General features: G+C 64.9%; 16 protein-coding genes. 7 read left to right on the top strand and 9 right to left on the bottom strand.

All coding sequences use genetic code 11. From position 1 onward, the window contains the following. Positions 1–64: 64 nt before the first annotated feature. From PMO31116_RS16070 to PMO31116_RS16055, 4 genes are all read right to left on the bottom strand, one after another. A complete protein-coding gene (locus PMO31116_RS16070; RefSeq protein WP_150567605.1) occupies positions 65–1555 on the bottom strand; it encodes an efflux transporter outer membrane subunit in 1491 nt (496 codons plus the stop codon). A gap of 307 nt (positions 1556–1862) precedes the next feature. Then, positions 1863–5027 carry a multidrug efflux RND transporter permease subunit gene (locus PMO31116_RS16065; protein ID WP_150567604.1) on the bottom strand — a complete coding sequence of 1055 codons (3165 nt, stop codon included), beginning with the start codon at positions 5025–5027 and terminating at the stop codon, positions 1863–1865. Continuing rightward, the gene (locus tag PMO31116_RS16060; RefSeq protein WP_150567603.1) at positions 5024–8212 is read right to left on the bottom strand and encodes an MdtB/MuxB family multidrug efflux RND transporter permease subunit; all 3189 of its coding nucleotides are present in this window, start codon (positions 8210–8212) and stop codon (positions 5024–5026) included. Before PMO31116_RS16060 ends, PMO31116_RS16065 begins: the two co-directional genes overlap by 4 nt. Positions 8213–8349: 137 nt before the next feature. Further along, positions 8350–9585, bottom strand: coding sequence for an MdtA/MuxA family multidrug efflux RND transporter periplasmic adaptor subunit (locus PMO31116_RS16055; protein WP_150567602.1), 1236 nt, complete (start codon positions 9583–9585; stop codon positions 8350–8352). A gap of 771 nt (positions 9586–10356) precedes the next feature. Between PMO31116_RS16055 and PMO31116_RS16050 the strand changes: the two genes are divergently transcribed. Both PMO31116_RS16050 and PMO31116_RS16045 read left to right on the top strand, forming a co-directional pair. After that, positions 10357–11076 carry a response regulator gene (locus PMO31116_RS16050; protein WP_036663232.1) on the top strand — a complete coding sequence of 240 codons (720 nt, stop codon included), beginning with the start codon at positions 10357–10359 and terminating at the stop codon, positions 11074–11076. Positions 11077–11200: 124 nt separating this feature from the next. Beyond that, positions 11201–12478, top strand: a complete 1278-nt coding sequence (locus PMO31116_RS16045) for an ATP-binding protein (protein ID WP_150567601.1) — start codon at positions 11201–11203, stop codon at positions 12476–12478. Between the two features lie 273 nt (positions 12479–12751). On the opposite strand, the gene PMO31116_RS16040 is transcribed toward PMO31116_RS16045, so the two are convergent. Further along, positions 12752–13042, bottom strand: coding sequence for an H-NS histone family protein (locus PMO31116_RS16040; protein WP_150567600.1), 291 nt, complete (start codon positions 13040–13042; stop codon positions 12752–12754). A gap of 865 nt (positions 13043–13907) precedes the next feature. Here PMO31116_RS16040 and PMO31116_RS16035 point away from each other — a divergent pair. Both PMO31116_RS16035 and PMO31116_RS16030 read left to right on the top strand, forming a co-directional pair. Continuing rightward, on the top strand, positions 13908–14510 hold the full coding sequence (locus tag PMO31116_RS16035; RefSeq protein ID WP_150567599.1) for a GNAT family N-acetyltransferase: 603 nt from the start codon (positions 13908–13910) through the stop codon (positions 14508–14510). Between the two features lie 53 nt (positions 14511–14563). Then, a complete protein-coding gene (locus tag PMO31116_RS16030; RefSeq protein WP_281350158.1) occupies positions 14564–15967 on the top strand; it encodes an MFS transporter in 1404 nt (467 codons plus the stop codon). A 25-nt stretch (positions 15968–15992) separates the two neighbouring features. Here PMO31116_RS16030 and PMO31116_RS16025 read toward each other — a convergent pair whose 3' ends face one another. Genes PMO31116_RS16025 through PMO31116_RS16015 form a run of 3 tightly spaced genes read right to left on the bottom strand, consistent with a single transcriptional unit; the run spans position 15993 to position 17151 of the window. Then, positions 15993–16418 (bottom strand): DUF6691 family protein, encoded by a 426-nt coding sequence (locus PMO31116_RS16025; protein ID WP_150567598.1) that lies wholly within the window; start codon positions 16416–16418, stop codon positions 15993–15995. Then, positions 16415–16861, bottom strand: coding sequence for a YeeE/YedE family protein (locus PMO31116_RS16020; protein ID WP_150567597.1), 447 nt, complete (start codon positions 16859–16861; stop codon positions 16415–16417). Before PMO31116_RS16020 ends, PMO31116_RS16025 begins: the two co-directional genes overlap by 4 nt. A 5-nt stretch (positions 16862–16866) precedes the next feature. Beyond that, positions 16867–17151 (bottom strand): ArsR/SmtB family transcription factor, encoded by a 285-nt coding sequence (locus tag PMO31116_RS16015; protein ID WP_150567675.1) that lies wholly within the window; start codon positions 17149–17151, stop codon positions 16867–16869. A gap of 368 nt (positions 17152–17519) precedes the next feature. Here PMO31116_RS16015 and PMO31116_RS16005 point away from each other — a divergent pair, with 368 nt between their 5' ends. Further along, positions 17520–18389: an MBL fold metallo-hydrolase gene (locus tag PMO31116_RS16005; RefSeq protein ID WP_150567596.1), complete on the top strand. Its 870-nt coding sequence runs from the start codon at positions 17520–17522 to the stop codon at positions 18387–18389. On the opposite strand, the gene PMO31116_RS16000 is transcribed toward PMO31116_RS16005, so the two are convergent. Continuing rightward, positions 18376–19260 (bottom strand): LysR family transcriptional regulator, encoded by an 885-nt coding sequence (locus tag PMO31116_RS16000; protein ID WP_150567674.1) that lies wholly within the window; start codon positions 19258–19260, stop codon positions 18376–18378. The genes PMO31116_RS16005 and PMO31116_RS16000 overlap by 14 nt on opposite strands. 122 nt (positions 19261–19382) lie before the next feature. Between PMO31116_RS16000 and PMO31116_RS15995 the strand changes: the two genes are divergently transcribed. Both PMO31116_RS15995 and PMO31116_RS15990 read left to right on the top strand, forming a co-directional pair. Beyond that, positions 19383–19781 (top strand): tautomerase family protein, encoded by a 399-nt coding sequence (locus tag PMO31116_RS15995; RefSeq protein WP_150567595.1) that lies wholly within the window; start codon positions 19383–19385, stop codon positions 19779–19781. 316 nt (positions 19782–20097) lie between these two features. Continuing rightward, entirely contained in the window at positions 20098–20496 is a 399-nt protein-coding gene (locus PMO31116_RS15990) for a YXWGXW repeat-containing protein (RefSeq protein WP_150567594.1), read from the top strand. Positions 20497–20655 lie beyond the last annotated feature (159 nt).

The raw sequence follows: 20655 nt of genomic DNA, 5'->3' as shown, positions 1-20655 counted from the left end.
GCGAAATTAGTGCTCGGCCACGGCCAGGCATCGGTGGATGCGTAGTGGCTCGGGTGCCGCCGGGTCACTTCCCGGCGATGGCGCCCGAGGCTTTCGCCACTTCGGGCGCGGCGTCGTCGCGGGTCGCACCCCCGTTGTCGGTCGGCAGGCCATGCCAGCCGCCGCCCAGCGCCGTCACGAGCAACACGTTCGCGGTGAACTGACGTCCGAGAATCGTGAGCGAGGTGCGCTCGGTCGCATAGGCCGTGGCCTGGGCCGTCAGCACGTTCTGAAACGCGACGGTGCCGGCCTTGTACTGATTGAGGATGAGCTGGGCCGCCTCGCGCGACGACTGCACAGCCTGCGTCTGCACGGCGGCCTCGCGGCCGAGATAGTTCAGCGCGGCAAGGTTGTCCTCGACCGCCTGGAACGCCGTGAGCACCGTCTGTCGGTAGGTCGCCACCTGTGCGTCGTAGGCCGCGATGGCAGCGTCGGTCTGTGCCCGGCGCAGACCGCCGTCGAAGAGCGTGGCGGCCAGCGCGGGTCCGACCGACCAGAACCGGCTCGGCAACGTGAGCCAGTCGGCAAAGCTGCTGCTCTGGAAACCGCCCGTGGCCGAGAGCGTGAGCGACGGGAAGAAGGCCGCCTTGGCCACGCCGATCTTCGCGTTTGCCGCGGCCACCGCGCGCTCCGCCGCTGCGATGTCGGGCCGGCGCTCGAGCAATTGCGACGGCAGACTGACCGGCACCGGCGGCAGGGCCGCACGCAGCGGCGCGGCGGCGAGCGAGAACGTCGCTGGCGCCTTGCCGACGAGCAACGCGATCGCGTGCTCCAGCTGGGCACGCGTGACTTCGATGTCGAGCGCCGACGCCTGCGCCGACTGCAGTTGCGACTGCGCCTGAATGACGTCGGATCGCTGTGCGACGCCGACCGCGTACTGATTCTGCGTCAGTCTGAGCGTCTCCTCATACGCGGCAACGGTACGATCGAGCAGCGCTTTCTGCGCATCCGTCACGCGCAGATCGAAATAGTTCTGCGCGAGCAGCGCCTGCGCTGACAGCCGCGCGTTGGCCAGATCGGCCGCGCTCGCCTGCGCACTGGCATTGCCGGCCTCCACCGAGCGACGCACGCTGCCCCAGATATCCGGCTCCCAGCTCGCCGTGCCCGACAGGGAATAACTGTTGGATATGCCGCCTGCGCCCGAGCCGCTGACCGCCGTGTTGCTCACCCGCGAACTGGAGCGGGTCAGTCCGGCGTCGGCGCCGATCGTCGGGAAGAACGCCGAGCGTGCCTGCGACGCCACCGCCAGGGCCTGGCGGTAGTTCGCCTCGGCCACCTTGATGTTCTGGTTGTTGACGTCGACCTGCGACATCAGGTCGGAGAGTATCGGGTCCTGGTAGATCGCCCACCAATCGCCCTTGGCCGCGGCGTCGTTGGGCTGCGCGAACTTCCAGTCGCCGGTCTCCTTGAATGCCGCCGGCATGTCGATCTCCGGGCGAACATAGTCCGGCCCCACCGCACAGCCGGCGAGCCACAGCGCGGCGCTCGCGGCGAGGAATGTGGCCGTGCGACGCATGAGCCGCGGCGTCTGCACACTCCGCCCTCGCACGTCGCACGCGGCCGGGACGGCGCGAGAGCAGGCGGGAACGGCTTGACGATTCGGGGTACGGGACATGGCACACATCGGCCCATCGGCCGGGACTTGGGTTTTGGAAAACGCATCGGGTAACGCGGCGGCGCGCACGCCCGGTAACGAACTGACGGACGCCGCCAATGCAGCCGACGGGCCGAAGATGGCGATCCATCGCGACGAAGCGAGCGTGGCGAGCGAGGCGATGACGCCAATGCTCGCGCGGGCAGACCCTCGCCGACGGCAAACGCGATCAGCCATGTTCCACCTCCCCGGCGTCGCCGTGACCGGTGCGTGCGCGGGCGCGCCAGCGGGCCCAACGCAGACGCAAACGGTCGAGGTACAGATACACCACCGGCGTGGTGTACAGCGTGAGCACCTGGCTCACCAGCAAGCCGCCCACGATGGAAATTCCCAGCGGCTGGCGCAGCTCGGCGCCGTCGCCCGTGCCCAGGGCCAGCGGGATCGCCCCGAGCATCGCCGCCATGGTCGTCATCATGATCGGGCGGAAACGCAACACGCAAGCGTGGAAGATCGCCTCGCGCGGCGGCATGTTGTGGCGCCGCTGCGCATCGAGCGCGAAGTCGATCATCATGATGGCGTTCTTCTTCACGATGCCGATCAGCAGGATCACGCCGATGAGCGCGATGATGCTGAACTCCGTGTCGAAGAGAATCAACGCCAGCAATGCCCCCACCCCCGCGGACGGCAACGTCGAGAGAATCGTCAGAGGATGGATGTAGCTCTCATAGAGCACGCCGAGCACGATGTACACCGTGAGCAACGCCGTCAGAATCAGGATCGGTTGCGACGACAGCGCCGACTGGAATGCCTGCGCCGTGCCCTGGAAGCTGCCGTGCACCGAAGTGGGCATGCCAAGCCGGCCCACGGCGTCCTGGATCGACGCCTGCGCCTGCGATAGCGAGACGCCCGGGGGCAGGTTGAACGAGATCGTACTCGCGGCGAACTGCCCCTGGTGAGACACGCCCAGCGCCGTGTTGGTCGGCTTGTAGCTCGAAAACGCCGAGAGCGGCACCTGCGCGCCCGCCGACGTCACCACATAGATGTCCTTGAGCGACTCCGGGCTCTGCCACCAGCGCGGCGCGACTTCCATCACGACCTTGTACTGATTGAGCGGATTGTAGATGGTGGACACCTGACGCTGTCCGAAGGCGTCGTTGAGCACGTTGTCGACCTGACTCATCGTCAGCCCCAGACGCGACGCCTGGTCCCGGTCGACCACGAGCGTCGTCTGCAGGCCCTTGTCCTGCTGATCGGTGTTGACGTCGGCGAGGTTCGGCAGACGCGAAATGGCGTTGCGCACCTTCGGCTCCCACTCGCGCAATTGCTGGAGATCGTCGGCCTGCAACGTGTACTGATATTGCGCATTGCTCGACCGCCCGCCCACGCGAATGTCCTGCGCCGCTTGCAGATAGAGCATCGCCCCGGGCTCTTTCGCGAGCTTTCCGCGCAGGCGTGCGATTACCTGATCGGCCGAAATCTTTCGCTCGCCCAGCGGCTTGAGCGTGACGAACATCATCCCGCCGTTGCGGTTCGACCCGCCGGTAAAGCCGGTCACCGTCGCGACATCGGGATCGGCCCGCACGATCGTGATGAAGTCGGCCAGCTTCTTTTCCATCGCCTGGAACGAAATAGCCTGGTCGGCCTGGATGAAGCCGATCATGCGCCCCGTGTCCTGCTGCGGGAAGAAACCCTTCGGAACGACGGCATAGAGCCAGACGTTCAGACAGATCGTGGCGAGCAGAATGATCAGCATCAGCGGCCCATGTCGCAGCGCCCATCCGAGCGAGCGCTCGTACTCGCGCAACATCGCCGCGAACATGCGCTCGGTCCAGTCGCCCACGCGCGCCCAGACCGACGCTCGACGCGGCGGCTCGGGTGCGAGCGGCGCCGTCTCCGGGGGAACACCCGGCGCAGCGCGCCCCTTGAGCAGACGTGCGCACATCATCGGCGTGGTCGTGAGCGACACGACCAGCGACACCATGATCGCCGCGGAGAGCGTGACCGCGAACTCGCGGAACAGGCGTCCCACGATGCCGCCCATGAGCAGCAGCGGAATGAAGACCGCCACCAGCGAGATACTCATCGACAACACGGTGAAGCCCACCTCGCGGGTGCCCTTGAGCGCCGCCGCGAACGGACTCAGCCCTTCCTCGATGTGCCGCGCAATGTTCTCCAGCACCACGATGGCATCGTCGACCACGAAGCCCGTCGCGATCGTCAGCGCCATGAGCGACAGGTTATCGAGACTGAACCCGCACAGGTACATGATCCCGAAGGTGCCGATCAGCGACACGGGCACCGCCACGCTCGGAATGAGCGTCGCGCGCCAGTTCCGCAGGAAGAGGAACACCACCATGACCACCAGCGCGATCGAAATCAGCAGCGTGCGTTCCACCTCCCTGAGCGACGCGCGAATCGTCGACGTACGATCCAGCACCACATCGAGATTGATCGCCGCCGGGATCGACGCGCGCAGATTCGGCAAAATCCGCTTGATGCCGTCCACCGTCTGGATGATATTCGCGCCCGGCTGGGTCGTGACGATCAGCAGCACCGACGGCTTGCCGTTTGCCGATCCGGCATTGCGCAGATCCTGCGTCGAATCCACCACGTCGGCCACATCGGAGAGACGCACCGGACGACCGTCCTTGTAACTCACGATGACCGGCATGTATTCGCTGGCCGTCTTCGCCTGGTCGTTGGCGAGAATCTGCCAACGGCGATCGCCGTCTTCGAGCGCTCCCTTGGGACGATTCGCATTCACCGACTGAATCGTGGTGCGCACCGTTTCCAACGGAATCTGATACTTGTTGAGTGCCGTCGGGTTGAGCTCGACGCGCACCGCCGGCAACGAACTGCCGCCCACGGTCACATCGCCCACGCCGTCGAGCTGCGAGATCTTCTGCGCCAGGATGGTCGAGGCGGCGTCGTACATCTGGCCTCGCGTCATGCTCTCCGACGTGAGCGCGATGATCATCACCGGCGCGCTCGCCGGGTTCACCTTGCGATAGGTCGGATTGCTCGGCAGGCCCGTGGGCAGCAGGCTGCGCGCGGCGTTGATGGCGGCCTGCACGTCGCGCGCGGCGCCGTTGATGTCGCGCGAGAGGTCGAACTGCAACGTGACGCGCGTCGAGCCCAGTGTGCTGTTCGACGTCATTTCCGTCACGCCAGCAATGCGCCCCAGCGAGCGTTCGAGCGGCGTGGCCACACTGGCGGCCATGGTCTCCGGGCTTGCGCCGGGCAGCGATGCGGACACCGAGATGGTCGGGAAATCGACCTGCGGCAGTGGCGAGACCGGCAGCAGCCCGAACGCGACGCTGCCCGCCAGCGTCACCCCGATGGTGAGCAGGACCGTCGCGACGGAGCGCCTGATGAAGACAGCCGACAGGTTCATCGCGCAGGACCGTCCGTGGTTGCGGGGCCGCCCTGCCCCCCCTGGCCGCCCGAGTCGTCAGCATCGCCGCGGTCGTCGTGCGATACGTCGTCCGATGGCCCGAAACGTCGCTCGCGCCAGGCGCGCGCCCGGTATGCGAGTCGATCGAACCACAGATAGATCACCGGCGTGGTGAAGAGCGTGAGTACCTGGCTCACCATCAGCCCGCCCACCATCGTGATCCCTAGCGGCTGACGCAGCTCCGAGCCCACGCCCGAGCCGAGCATGAGGGGCAGCGCCCCGAGCACGGCGGCCATGGTCGTCATCAGAATCGGGCGAAAACGCAGCAGGCACGCCTGATAAATCGCCTCGCGCGGCGTCATGCCGTGCTCACGCTCCGCCTCGAGGGCGAAGTCGATCATCATGATGGCGTTCTTCTTCACAATGCCGATCAGCAGGATGATGCCGATGATTGCGATGATGCTGATGTCGTTGCCCGAGACCATGAGCGCGAGCAACGCACCGACGCCGGCCGAGGGCAGCGTCGACAGGATCGTGATCGGATGGATGTAGCTCTCGTAGAGCACGCCCAACACGATGTACATCGTGATCACGGCCGCGAGAATCAGCCACAGCGTATTCGAGAGCGATGCCTGGAACGCCTGCGCGGCCCCCTGGAATGTGGTCTGCGTACTGACCGGCAGGCCGATCGACTGCTCCGCCGCGGTGATCGCCTTGACCGCCCGGCCGAGCGACGCGCCCTTCGCCAGGTTGAACGAGATCGTCGCCGACGGGAACTGCGCCTGATGGTTGATCGCGAGCGGCGTGGGCTTCTCGATGACCTTCGCGAACGACGTGAGCGGCACCTGCACGCCCGAGGTCGAGGCCACGTAGATGCCCTTGAGCGCGTCGGGCCCGCGCCGGAAGTCGTCGGCAACTTCCAGCACCACGCGGTATTGCGACGCCTGCGTGTAGATCGTCGAGATCAGGCGTTGGCCGAACGCGCTGTATAGCGTCTGGTCGACGGCGGCGGGCGTCACGCCCAGTCGGCTCGCGGCATCGCGATCGATCTCGACGTACGCCTGCAGTCCGTTGACCTGAAGGTCGCTCGTCACGTCGGCCAGCTCCGGCACCTCACGGAGCTTGTCGACCAGCCGGGGCACCCACACGCCGAGCGTGTCCAGACTCGGGTCCTGCAGGGTGAACTGGTATTGCGTCCGGCTGATACGGTCTTCGATCGTCAGATCCTGCACCGGCTGCATGTAGAGCGCGATGCCCGGCACCTTCGCCGCCTCGGGTTGAATGCGGCGGATGACCTCGGAGGCGTCGAGCCCACGGGTATGCTTGTCCTTCAGATTGATCAGCAGGCGCCCGCTGTTGAGCGTGGTGTTCACGCCGTCGACGCCGATGAACGACGACACCGATTCGACGGCCGGATCCTTGAGCACCGCGGCCACCAGCGCCTGCTGGCGCTCGCTCATCGCGGCGAACGAAATCGACTGCGGCGCCTCGGAAATGCCCTGGATCACCCCGGTATCCTGCACCGGGAAGAAGCCCTTGGGCACCCAGAGATACAGCAACACCGTGAGCACGAGCGTGCCGAGCGCCACGAGCAGCGTGGCCCGCTGACGGTCAAGCACCCAGGTAAGCCACTCGCCGTATTTCGCGATGATGCGATCGAACATTTCGCCGGTCTTGCGATAGAACTTGCCCTGCTTCTCTTCGGGCACGTGGCGCAGCAGCTTGGCGCACATCATCGGCGTGAGCGTGAGCGACACCACCGCCGAGATCAGGATCGACACGGCCAGCGTGATCGCGAACTCCCGGAACAACCGGCCCACCACGTCGCCCATGAACAACAACGGAATCAGCACGGCGATCAGCGAGAACGTGAGCGAAATGATCGTGAAGCCGATCTGCTCGGCCCCCTTGAGCGCCGCCTGCAGCGGCTTCTCGCCCTGCTCCATGTAGCGCGCGATGTTCTCGATCATGACGATGGCGTCGTCGACCACGAAGCCCGTCGCGATGGTCAGCGCCATGAGCGTCAGGTTGTTGATCGAGAAGCCGGACAGATACATCACGCCGAATGTGCCGACCAGCGACAGCGGCACGGCCACGCTCGGGATCAGGGTCGCCGAGACGTTGCGCAGGAAGACGAAGATCACCATGACCACGAGCGCGACGGCGAGCACGAGCTCGAACTGCACGTCGGAGACCGAGGCGCGAATCGTGGTGGTGCGATCGGTCAGCAGCTTGACGTCGATGCTGCCCGGCAACGAGGCCTGCAGTTGCGGCAGCAGCGCCTTGACCTTGTTGACCGTCTCGATCACGTTCGCCCCCGGCTGACGCTGCACGTTGAGCACGATCGCGGGCGTGGTGTCGGCCCACGCCGCGAGCTTGGTGTTCTCCGCGCCGTCGACCACGTCGGCAATGTCGGACAGCCGGATCGGCCCGCCGTTCTTGTAGGCGATGATGAGATTGCGGTACTCGTCGGCCGAGGCGAGCTGGTCGTTGGCGTCGATGGTCGATGCACGCAGCGGTCCGTCGAAACTGCCCTTCGCGCCGTTGACGTTCGCGGCGGCAATCGACGTGCGCACGTCCTCGATGTTCAATCCGTACGACGTGACGGCGCGCGGATTGACCTGGATGCGCACCGCCGGGCGTTGCCCGCCCGAGAGGCTCACCAGACCGATGCCGGGCAGCTGCGAGATCTTCTGCGCCACGCGAGTGTCGACGAGATCCTCCAGCTTGGGCAGCGGCATGGTCCTGGACATGATCGCCAGCGTGAGAATCGGCGTGTCGGCCGGATTCACCTTGCTGTAGATCGGCGGCATCGGCAGATCGCTCGGCAGCAGATTGCTCGCGCTGTTGATGGCGGCCTGCACTTCCTGTTCGGCAACGTCGAGGCCGAGATTGAGCGAGAACTGCAGGGTGATCACCGATGCGCCGCCAGAACTGGTCGACGACATCTGGTTGAGGCCAGGCATCTGGCCGAACTGGCGCTCGAGCGGCGCGGTCACGGACGAGGTCATCACATCCGGGCTCGCGCCCGGGTAGAGCGTGACCACCTGAATGGTCGGATAGTCGACTTCCGGCAATGCCGAGAGCGGCAGCAGCCGATAGGCGACGAAACCGGCAAGCAGGATCGCCAGCATCAACAAGGATGTGGCGACCGGCCGGAGGATAAACGGGCGTGACGGATTCATTGGCTACGTTCGAAGGCGTCTCTGGGGCCGCCATCCGGCGCCTGGCCGGGCGGCATGCTCGCGCGGGGTCTCGGGCGCGGCGGCGTCCGGCGTCGCCGGGGCAGGCCCGGCCTCACGCGGGATCGCGCGGCGCATTCTCACTGCGCCTGGCGGCGATGACCGCCGTTGGCGGCGCCGCGCTTCTCGCCCGGCGCTCGCGGGGCGACGGCCGCCGCCCGGCTCTCGGGCGTGATTACCTCCACCTTCGCGCCATCGCGCAGCTTGTCCATGCCGTCGATCACGAGCTTCTCGCCCGGCGCGATACCCGATTCGACCGCCACATTGACGCCGTCGGTCGGGCCGAGCTTCACCGTCTTCAACTTGACCGTCTGGTCGGGCTGCACGGTGTAGACGAAGCTGCCCTGCGTGCCCCGCTGCACTGCGGCGCTCGGCACGAGCGTGGCGCCCTTGAGCGTGTCGACGAGCATCTTGACGTTGACGAACTGGTTCGGGAACAGCACGCCGTCGAGATTGGCGAACTCGGCCTTGAGCTTGACGGTACCCGTGGTCGTATCGATCTGGTTGTCGATCGACGCCAGCTTGCCGTCGGCGAGCTTGACCTTGTTCGCGCGGTCGAACGCTTCGACGGGCAGCGCTTCGCCCGCGCGCGATCGCTTGACCACCGACGGCAGATTGTCCTCGGGGATCGTGTAGACGACCGTGATCGGGGTGACCTCGTTGATGATGACGATACCGTTGGTATCCGAGGCGTGGACGATATTGCCCGGATCGACCTGGCGCAGGCCCGCCAGGCCCGCCACCGGCGCCGTGACGCTCGCATAGTTCAGCTGCAGCCGCGCGTTGTCGAGCTGCCCCTGGTCGGACTTCACGGTCCCTTCGTACTGCTTGACGAGCGCGCGCTGGGTGTCGACTGTCTGTTTCGCGATCGAATCCTGCGTGAGCAGCGTTTCATAGCGCGCCAGGTCGAGTTGCGCGTTCTTGAGCAGCGCCTGGTCGCGGGCCAACTGACCTTCCATTTGCGTGACCTGCACCTGGAACGGCCGCGGATCGATCTCGGCAAGCAGCTGTCCCGCCTTGACCATGTCGCCTTCCTTGAAGTGCACCTTCATGAGCTGGCCGTCCACGCGAGAGTGCACGGTGACGCTGCGTGTCGGCGTGACGGTACCCAGTCCGTTGAGGAAGACCGGCAGGTCGCCCGTTTTCGCCTCCACGGCCGTCACCGGCGTGGCCGGCATGCCCGCGCCGGCCATGCCGCCCGGCGGCCCCCCGCGACGCCCAATCGCCTGGCCCGGACCCTGCGCCTTTTGCGCGTGCAAGCGGTAATACACGCCACCGGCAATGAGCAGGACGATCAATCCGATGATGCCGGGCACGAGCCATCGGCGCCGGCGCGATTCGGCAGGTGCGGGCGCGGCGGTGCGTGGCGTCCCGTTGGGGGACGTGGGCCGATCAGAACCGTTCGGTGGTTCCGAACCGTGGGGACCGTGCTCGGTCATAACTTCCTCGTAACAGCGGAGTCGTTGGCGGATTCGTCCCTTGGGGACGACGTTTTTTTCGATCGGCTTGCTGCGCCGCGGCAAATAGGCCCGAAACCCTGCGGGGCCGCGCCTGAAGCCGGATTTGGTCGACCAGCATAGCAGACCGACATGCCCCCGCGCAGCCGAGACCCATGAAGCGGCGCAGCGGTTGCGGCGGGCGCCGCGCCTGTCTGGATTTTTCTCGCACCCGACAAAAAAATTGGCAGTGCTGTGAAAAGACCGAAGGCGCGCGAGATGGTTCGCGTCGGATCCTTGCGCGGCATTTCGGCGATGCATCGTATCGCGGCAATGTTCGCCACGCTCCGTCGATCCAATCGTGTCGATGCGATTCGTCGCGGAACTTCACCCGGTCCGGCCTTGCGATGCCGTGCAATGCCTGATCGCGCCGATTCTCATCACATGAAAACGTGCGAAATGCGCGACTGGGTATGCGGAAATGGTGAGATTGAAGCTTACGTGATGCGTGCGAAGATCGCGCGTTACGTGAGCTCGCTCTATTATTACGCATCGTTACAGGCCGCCAAGACTGTAATGTCCGGAAACAAAATGCCTGTCTGGGCGCGCGCGGAGGCCACTATCATGACCACTCACCCTGTCCGATCGAATATGAAAATTCTTGTTGTCGACGACGATCCCGATCTGCGCGACCTGCTGCGAGAGTATCTGAGCCGCCACGGCTTCTCCGTGGCGGTCATGCACGACGGCGACGGGCTGGCCGCGCGCCTGGAGCGCGAGCGCCCCGCCCTGATCGTGCTCGACCTGATGATGCCGAAGGTCGACGGCCTCACGGCCCTGCGCGACCTGCGCGCGCGCAACGACGACGTGCCGGTGATTCTGCTCACCGCGCGCAGCGATGAGATCGATCGCATCGTCGGACTCGAAATCGGCGCCGACGACTACCTGGGCAAGCCGTTCAGCCCGCGCGAGTTGCTCGCGCGCATCAATGCCGTGCTGCGCCGACGCAAGACGCCCGACGCCGCAGTGCCGGAACAGCGCGAGAACTACACGTTCGGTCCGTTCGTGCTCGACTTCCGTAGTCGCACGCTCACCCGCGATGCGCAATTGCTCACGCTCTCGGATGGCGAGTACGGCTTGCTGCGCCTGTTGGTCAACCACGCCATGCAGGTACTCTCGCGCGAACGCATCATCGAATTGCTCTACGGCGCGGACAGCGACGTCAACGACCGCGGCATCGACGTGCAGATCTGGCGCCTGCGCCGGCTGCTCGACGAGGACGCACAGAGCCCGCGCTTCATTCAGACCGTGCGCGGGCGCGGCTACATCTTCGTTCCCGACGGCCAGCGCGCCGACATGGCCACCGGTTGATGAACCGGAGGGCTCGGCGCGCGACGGCGCGGCGCAATGCCGTCCGGAGCCGATATTTTCGGTCTGACAAGGATTCCGGCATGCAGCCGATTTTGGACATCCCGGCCCACATGCGGAGCATGGCATGAAGGGGCTTCGCTTCGACACGCTGTTCGGCCGGCTCGCGGTGCTCATCATCGCGGCGCTGGTCATCAGCCATTTCTCGTACCTGACGATTCTTCGCAGCGATCACGACGAAACGCGCGTGCAGAACGCCGCCGAGCAGATGGCATTCATCATCAAGGCCGCCGCCGAGGTGCATGACGGCAACTCGGCCCTCACGCTGCCCGACCTCGTACAGGTCGTGCCCGTGTCGTTCGCGCATGGCGACGTGTTCGAGCCCGCGAGTAAAAGCGCTCGCCTGACCACCGAACTGGCGCGCCGGTTGCCCGCCGGCACGCAGTTGCGTGTGGAGCGCACGCCGCCGCCCCGCATCTGGGCACGTCTGCCCAACCGCGACTACTGGATTGCCACGCCGGTGTTGTCCGTGCGGAATCCGCCTGGCACGGCAACCATTCTGCCGGGCCTGGCCGCGGTGCTGGGCATTACCGTCATCTTCGCGCTGTTCGCCGCCTGGCAGTTGCAGCGCCCCGTGCGCGACATGGCCGCGGCGGCCGAGCAACTCGCCACACATCGCGTGCGCACGCAGGTCAAGGAGCGCGGGCCGCTCGAACTGCGGCAATTGACCGAGCGCTTCAACCGCATGAGCCACGACATCGTGCAAACCGACCGGGAGCGCAACACGATGCTCGCGGGCATTGCCCATGACCTGAAAACACCGCTCGCCCGCTTGCGGTTGCGCGCGGAAATGCTGGACGACGTCCAGATGAGCGAAGGCATCACGCGCGACGCCGAGTCGATGACCCGTATCGTCGATCAGTTCCTGCTGTTCGCCCGAGGCGTCGAGACGGAGGGGACGGCGTCGCCGGTGGAAGCGCGCATTCCGGCCTTGATCGCACCGTTCCTCGACCAGGGTTACGCCATCGATCTGGACCTCCAGGCCGGTCCCGGCTTCAAGCTCAAGCAGACCTATCTCGAGCGCATCGTGAACAACCTGCTCGATAACGCCGTGACTTACGGGCGAGCACCGCTCACGATCCGCACATCACAGGACCCAGGCGGCTGGCGTCTCGTCATCGAAGACAGTGGTCCAGGGATTCCCAACGAGGACATCAACCGTATCGTGCGGCCCTTCGTTCGCCTGGACCCCGCGCGCGGCGGTAATGCGCACTGCGGGCTGGGGCTCGCCATCGTCGACAAGCTCACGCAGCAACTCGGCGGGCGCGTGTCGTTCAGCAACCGCCCTGCCGGCGGCTTGCAAGTCACCTTGATGTTCCCGCCGGACGATACGAACGCCGCCTAGCGCGCCGCATGCCGCCCATGAAAAAACCCGCCATCGATCTACGAAGGGCGGGTTTTTTTATGCGTGGCGCTGCATCACATCAAGCCACAGCCAGACGATCCGGGTTGGGGGCAATGCGATAACTGGGCTGCTGCTTTACTGCTCCCAGGGACACGGCGAAGATGGCCCGCCGCTTCGCGCTGGAACCTGTTGGCATGCGCGGCCGCGACGCGCGGCTCCCCGACCTCTCCCTGACATGTGACCGGCAGCGCCGGTCCGGCGTTTGCCGGCGGCTTACTTGATCAGGAACTTCTCTTTGTTCTTCCCGACCCATTTCGGCGCGCGGCCGCGGCCCGACCACGTTTCGCCCGTCGCCGGGTTCATGTATTTCGGCGCGATCTGCGCACGGGCGGCGCGACGACGGCCATCCGTGGCCGCCAGGCCCAGATCTTTCGCCGTCAGTTCGTATTCCTGGATCTTCTGTTTGACTTCTGCAATGACCTGCGCCACTTCACGGGCGCGAGCCTCTTCGATCTGCTTTTCGATCTTTTCGCGCTGGGCGACGAGTTCCTTATAGCTTGCCATCTGGCGTGTCCTTACGTTGTTAAAATGGATCGCCACTTAAAATAACACGAGTTTTAATTATTTGAAAACCGCATTTCCGGCAAATGAGGCTTGAGAAGCGAAAAAGCGTTGAATTATCCGAGCGGCACGTCGGAATATGCACAAAGTCAGGGCATGATTCCGAGAATACCATCGGATTCTTCACATCCCGATCCCGATGCACTTCTCTTCCATGTCTTCGGAATTACCGGTGAATCGGGCGTTCTGTCATCAGGACTCCACAATGCCGATTTAGTTCACCGCGCATCTGACAAGACCCGGAAAGCATTTCCCCGCGACACACGGGAGCGTCACGTTTTCATTTCCCGATGATTCGGCGCGGCAAAATATACGATCGCGAATATTCGAGCGCTATCCGATCATTCTGTTATCCAAAGCAGTGTCGCCACTTGGGAGATTCGCATCGAAGTGACGCAAGCTACGGATACCAAACCACGAATCCCGGCAAATTCGTCCACCTTGCTTTCGGCGAACATTAATGACGCCGCCGGATTTCGACAAGGTTGTCCATCCTAATGAACGTTTCCTCGATATCGGAAGTATCCGCAATCGTATTGTTGGCGATGAGCGTTCGCGAGTCGTTATTATGAAGATCCAGCGGGGAATGGCGCTTATGCCCGATTCAATGACGTATACGTCAAACTCATGCGGCAATGTCATTTCCTCAATCGCACGAGTTTTCGTAAGATAGGCGTAACGCTCGTCGTGGCCTGTCAGGTCTGGATTGGCAAGGCTTATTCCGATTGGGAACATCGAAATTAAGTATTTCCTGATTTGTCGCATTCGGCAAATACTCACGTCGACTCCATGGAGACACTCCACGCGCATGATCCCTTCGTCCGTCACTTCGAGTTCGCCGTTCGACACCGACGCGCCGGTGCTGCGCACCGAGCGCACGATCCTGCGTCAATGGCGAACCGACGACCTGCCGCTGTTCGCCGCGCTCAACGCCGACCGCGAGGTCATGCGTCACTTCCCGACGACGCTCGACCGGGCGCAGAGCGACGCCGTCGCGCATCGGCTGGCGAAACATCTTCACACCCACGGTTATGGCCCGTGGGCACTGGAAATTCCCGATGTGACGCCGTTCGCCGGATTCGTCGGTCTCATGCGCGTTGGTTTCGACGCGCCGTTCGTGCCGGCGGTCGAGATCGGTTGGCGGCTGGCGCAAGCGTGGTGGTCGAAAGGGTACGCGACGGAAGCGGCCATTGCCGCGGCCCGATTCGCCTTCGACACGCTGCGACTGAGCGAGCTCGTGTCGTTCACGGTGCCGACGAACGTGCGCTCGCGCGCCGTGATGGAGCGCATCGGCATGCGCCACTGTCCCGAGGAGGACTTCCTTCACCCGCTGATTCCCCCGGGGCACCGCCTGCGCCGTCATGTGCTGTACCGTCTCGAAGCAGACGCGTTGGCGTGCGGCACGCGGTAGGCGTCGCCTCCGCGATTGAAGCACCCGTTTAATTCGTGGGAGAATTGCGCTCTTTGCGCCAGCAGCCCCCCAACGTGTCGCGCGCCGTCATCATTCCGCTCATCATCGCCTGCGCCCTGTTCATGGAGAACATCGACGCCACGGTGATCACCACCTCGCTGCCTGCCATGGCACGCGACCTCCATCAGGATCCGATCTCGCTCAAGATGGCGCTCACCGCCTACGTGGTCGGGCTCGGGATCTTCATTCCCGTCTGCGGCTGGGTCTCCGATCGGTTTGGCGCACGAAACGTATTCCGCACCGCGATTGGCATCTTCATGGCGGGTTCGATTCTGTGCGCGGTGTCGTTTTCGCTGCCGACCTTCGTGTTCGCCCGCTTTCTGCAGGGCGTGGGGGGCGCGATGATGGTTCCGGTCGGCCGACTCGTGATCTTTCGCACCGTGCCAAAACACGACCTCGTCAAGGCCATCGGGTATCTGACCATGCCGGCGCTGCTCGGCCCCGTCATCGGCCCCCCGCTGGGTGGCGCGATTACCGCCTATCTGCACTGGCGCTGGATTTTCTTCATCAACATTCCCGTCAGCCTGCTCGGCATCTACCTCGCGGGAGAGTTCATCGACAATGAACGGGGCGGCAACGCGGGACGCCTCGACACGCTCGGCTTCATTCTCTCCGCGCTCGGCAGCGGCCTGCTCATGCTGGGTCTGGCGCTGATCGGCGAGCACCAGGTCGACAACGGCGTGGTGATCGCGATGTGTGTCGCGGGCGCGCTGTGCGTCCTTGCCTACTGGCGTCACGCCAATCGGGTGCAGGCGCCGCTGCTCGACTTCCGGCTGCTGCGCATTCCCACGTTTCATGCCAGTGTGGTGGGCGGCTCGCTCTTTCGCATCGGTCTGGGCGCCGTGCCGTTCCTGTTGCCGCTGGCATTGCAGGAGGGACTGCACATGGACCCGTTCGAATCGGGGATGATCACCTGCGCCTCGGCATTCGGCGCGATCTTCATGAAGGCGATCGCCCAGCGCGTGCTGGCGACCTTCGGTTTCCGGCGCGTGCTGATCGTCAATGCCGCGCTCGCGGGCGTGGCACTCTCGTCCTACGGCCTGTTCACACATGACACGCCGGTCGTCGTGATGCTCGCGGTGGTGGCGTTCGGCGGTTTTTTCCCTTCGCTGCAGTTCACGTGCCTGAACTCGATCGTCTACGCCGACATCAAGAGCGCCGACGCCAGCCGTGCGACGAGCCTGGCCAGCGTGGTCCAGCAACTGTCGCTGGGGCTCGGCGTAACGATTTCAGGCATGGTGCTGCAAGCGAGCAGCCGCCTGGCCGGGCACGACCGACTCACCGCCGGCGACTTCCTGCCGGCGTTTCTCGTGATCGGCCTGTTCTCGGTGCTCTCGATCCCGATTACCCGCCAACTGCCCGCCAACGCCGGGACGGAACTGGCACGCAAGCACTGAAGCCACGGCTCGGCACGGCACGGCGTCAGGATTTCGCGCCGGACCGTGTCGCGACCGCGTGAATCGCCATCCCGATCAGCATGGCGACGACGAAGATCAACCCCTTGCCCGAGCCCGCGCCGAGCAATACCAGCGCCGGCCCCGGGCAGATTCCCGCGATCCCCCAGCCCACGCCGAACACCAACGCGCCGACGACCAGCCGCTTGTCCAGCTGGCGCAGCGCAGGCCACGCACGCGGCTCGCCCGACCACGCAAGCGGGTTTGCGCGAGCCAGACGGAATCCGACGAGTCCGACCGCGATGGCGCCGCCCATCACAAAGGCAAGCGACGGGTCCCAGCGACCGGCAAGGTCGAGAAATCCAAGCACTTTCGCGGGGTTCGCCATGCCTGCGAGAATCAGCCCCACGCCGAAAGCGAGGCCGCCGATGAACGCGAATGCGAGCTTTTTCATGCGGCACCTCCCACGTTGAGCACATGGCGCACCACAAACACCGTCAGGAAGCCGGTCGCCATGAAGCAAAGCGTGGCAACCAGCGAACGCCACGACAACCGCGACAAGCCGCACACGCCGTGACCGCTCGTACAACCCGAGCCAAGCCGCGTGCCGAAGCCCACCAGCAGTCCCGCCGTCACGAGCATTGCCGTACTGGCATCGATCTGCGCTTCCGGCACCACGGCGACCAGACGGTACGCCCAAGGTGCGAGCAGCATGCCGACGATGAAGGCGATCCGCCAGCCCACGTCGCCGGCATACGGTCGCAGCAGGCCGCCCACGATGCCGGAGATCCCGGCAATCCGCCCATCGGACAGCATCAGCCAGACGGCCGCGGCGCCGATCAGAACCCCACCGGCGAGCGCCGACCAGGGGGTGAAATGTAGAGTATCGAGTGTCATGGCAGTCAGGCTTTGGGACAGAATTGGTCGTAGAGACAGGCAAGCACGGCGAGCACCGCGCCGTCGGCCACCGAGTAGTAGACGCGCTTGCCCTCGCGACGCGTCGTCACGAGCGCTTCCGCGCGAAGCACGGCGAGCTGCTGCGAGAGCGTGGGCTGACGAATATCGAGCTGGGCTTCGAGCTCCCCGACCGACAGTTCACCCTGCGTCAATTGACACAGGATCAGCAAACGGTCCTCGTTGGCCAGCGCCCGCAGCAAGGCGCTCGCTTCCTGCGCGGCCGCGCGCAGCGGCGTGACATCGAGCGCAACGGCAACACCCTTGTTGTCCTGTTCGTCCGTATCGCGCCGCGGCCCCGACGGGGCGGCGGAGGGCGTCGATTCGACGGGCGGGGCCGACTGAGCCGACTGAGCCGACTGGGCCGACTGGGCCGACTGGGCCGACTGGGCCGACTGAGCCAACTGAGCCGACTGGGCCGACGGAGCGGACAGCAGGGATAGCGTGCTGGTTCTGGGCATGGCAGGATCGAAGCAAATCGGAAAGTCGGGCGCGACGCCATGTCGCACCCTTCGCAAGCCGTTGTCCATCTGGCACTGGCATTGCGGACACTTTACTGATTTATAATATATGAATTCATAAATTATTGCAGGAGCCGGTCATGTCAGCCACCTCAGCACACATCGAAGCCTTCTTCGACAAGGTCACCGCCACTGTGACTTACGTCGTGTTCGATGCCCCGGGGGGCCGGGCGGCGATCATCGATCCCGTGCTCGACTACGATCCGAAGGCGGGTCGCACCCATACGGCGTCGGCCGAGCGGGTGCTCGCCTTCGTTGCGGACAAGCAACTCACCGTCGACTGGATTCTCGAGACGCATGCGCATGCCGATCATTTGTCGTCGGCGCGCTGGCTCAAGGAACACGTGGGCGGACGTATCGCCATCGGCGCGCACATCCGCGACGTGCAACAGGTGTTCAAGAAGCTGTTCCATCTGGGCGCGGACGTGCCACCGGACGGCTCGCAATTCGACCATCTTTTCGAAGACGGCGAGACATTCGCGATCGGTGCGTTGCAGGCCGAGGCGATGTTCGTGCCGGGCCATACGCCGGCCGACATGGCCTACCGCGTGGGCGACGCCGTCTTCGTGGGCGACACGCTCTTCATGCCCGACGTGGGCACCGCACGCTGCGATTTCCCCGGCGGCAATGCCCACACGTTGTTCCGCTCGATTCGCCGTTTGCTGGCGCTGCCAGAAGCAACGCGCCTGTTCATGTGTCACGACTACCCGCCGGCGACGCGCGCGCCCAACTGGCAGACGACGGTCGCGGATCAGCGCCGCGCGAACATTCACGTGCACGACGGCATCGATGAAGACGCCTTCGTGGCCATGCGCGAGGCACGCGATCGCACGCTCGAGATGCCCACGCTGATCCTGCCGGCGGTACAGGTCAACATTCGCGCCGGGGACATGCCCGCGCCCGAAGCCAACGGCACGCGTTACCTGAAGATCCCGCTCAACGTGCTGTGAGTTGCCCGGCCAACGCTTCGCGCGCCTGCGTGACCCACGCCGGTTCGCCGCGACGCGCGGGCAGCAGGTGAAACTCGGCCTCGGGCAGCGCCGGCAGGTGGCGCCCGGGCATCAAAGTCTCGATGCGTGCGAGCCCGGGCCCCGTCGCCGAGGCATTCAGACATGCCACCCCGAGCCCCGCGCTCAACGCCAACTGCAACCCCGCCACCCCCGACGCCACATGCGCGATCGTGTAAGGCACGCTATGCCGGTCAAGCCATTGCGTGGTGAACCGATGCAACGCGCACGTGTCGGGCAACACCAGCAAGGGCAGCGGCTCCCCCGCTTGCAACGTCAGGTCGGCGGCGGCGACCCAATCGAGCGACTCGCGCCCCAGCGCACGGGTACCGGCCACCGAGTCGCGCCCAAGCGATTTGCCGAGGATGCGCATCGACAGCCCGATGTCGAAGTCGCCGGTCTCGTAGCCCGATTCGATCTCGCCGCTTTTGAGAATCGTGACGTGAATGCGCAGTGCCGGGTACGCCACCCCAAGATGCCGCAGCATGCGCGCAACGTCGCCCGGGCGGAAGTAATCGGTGATCGCCAGTCGCAACTCTCCCGCCAGCGAATAGCCGCGCACGTCATGCCAGGCGTGCTCCGACTGGGCGAGCAACTGACGTGCATGGGCAAGCAGGCGCTCGCCGGCTGGCGTGGTGGCAACGCCTTGCTTTCCGCGCGTGAACAACGTCACCCCGATGCGCTCTTCGAGCTTGCGTATCTGCTCGCTCACCGACGACTGCGACAGGAACACGCGAGGTGCCGCAGCGGAAAGGCTGCCCGCCTCGGCCACCGCCACGAAGGTGCGCAGTTGATCGAAATCGAATCCGGGGATCATGATTCCATCCATTAAAGAAACCGATGGATAAAATCGTATATTCCCGCTTTTCCGATGTCAAACCACCTCCTAGACTGAGGGCGTTGTTTCCACAGTCCTTCCGATTCAGGAGTCACACCATGCCGCACATCGTTCTGCAACTCTCGGGCACCCCCAACGACGCGCTCGCCCGCCGCGCCGTGCGTGAAGTCTCGCAACTGACGGTCGACACCTTGCACAAGGCGCCGGACGTCATCGCGATGACCGTCGATTTCATCGCACACGAGCGTTGGTTCATCGCCGGCGCGCCCCTCTCGGAACATGGCAGGAATGCGTTCCACCTCGACATCAGCGTGACAGACGAGACAAACACGAAGGCCGAGAAGGCGAGGTTCATCGCGCAGGTGTTCGAGGCCCTGTCCGGACTACTCGGCAACGTGCATCCCTGTTCGTACATCCACATCATCGATGCACGCGGCGCCGCCTATGGCTACGGTGGACGCACGCAGGAGTATCGGCATCAGCACCCTGCGACCTGAAGCGAAAACGCTCAGGCGCGACCAGGTCGGCTCAGGTCTGCTCAGGCATGCCGATACGTCCTCTGTGACGTGTCATGGCGGTGGCGCGTTCGGCACCGGTGAGGGATTACCATCCGGGGCGCGTCCGCGCCGCTTTCGCCCCACGACAGGCCGGATATCGACCGGGGGACGTGCCCCGGGAAGCCGCGCCAATTCGACGTTTCAGGAAAGGGAAAGAAACAATTCCAACACTTTCTTACGACTATTTGCTTCGTCTCCCGCCCCTTCCCTCGTACGATAAAGGCGTACCAAGACATCGCTTTCAAAGGGGGCGAAAATGAAAAAATTAACGTTGACCATCGCACTCGTGGCCGCCACGCTCGGCGGCATTGCCGTCGCACCGGCGCATGCTCAGGTGGGGGTATCGATCAGCATCGGCGCACCGCCGCCGCCGCGCTACGAGCCGGTGCCGCCGCCGCGCGCCGGTTATGTGTGGGCGCCGGGCTTCTGGGACTGGGACGGCCACCGGCACGAATGGCGCGGCGGGCACTGGGAACGCGTACGTCCGGGCTACGCCTATCGCGCCCCCGCCTGGCATCAGGGACCGCACGGCTGGCAGCTTGACCGCGGCGGCTGGGGGCACGACGATCGGGGCCGCGATGACCGTGGACGCCGCGGCTGGGGCCGGGATCGCCACGACGATCACCAACAGGACCACGACCGTTATCACGGTTGATCACGGTTGATCCGTCGCAGCGAGGTGGCATGCGCCACCTCGCTGACATCGATGTCGCCGCCCATGGCGGCGCAACCCTGCGGTAACCGGAACGCCGATGCGCTTGAGCCTCGGCGTTTTCCATTTTGGGATATCGAAACGCGACCCACACGTGTTGCT

It is taken from the genome of Pandoraea morbifera (assembly GCF_902459575.1).
GTDB classification, from domain to species: domain Bacteria; phylum Pseudomonadota; class Gammaproteobacteria; order Burkholderiales; family Burkholderiaceae; genus Pandoraea; species Pandoraea morbifera.
The sequence above is the reverse complement of the archived record's forward strand: the minus strand, read 5'-3'. Positions and strand labels throughout refer to the sequence as shown.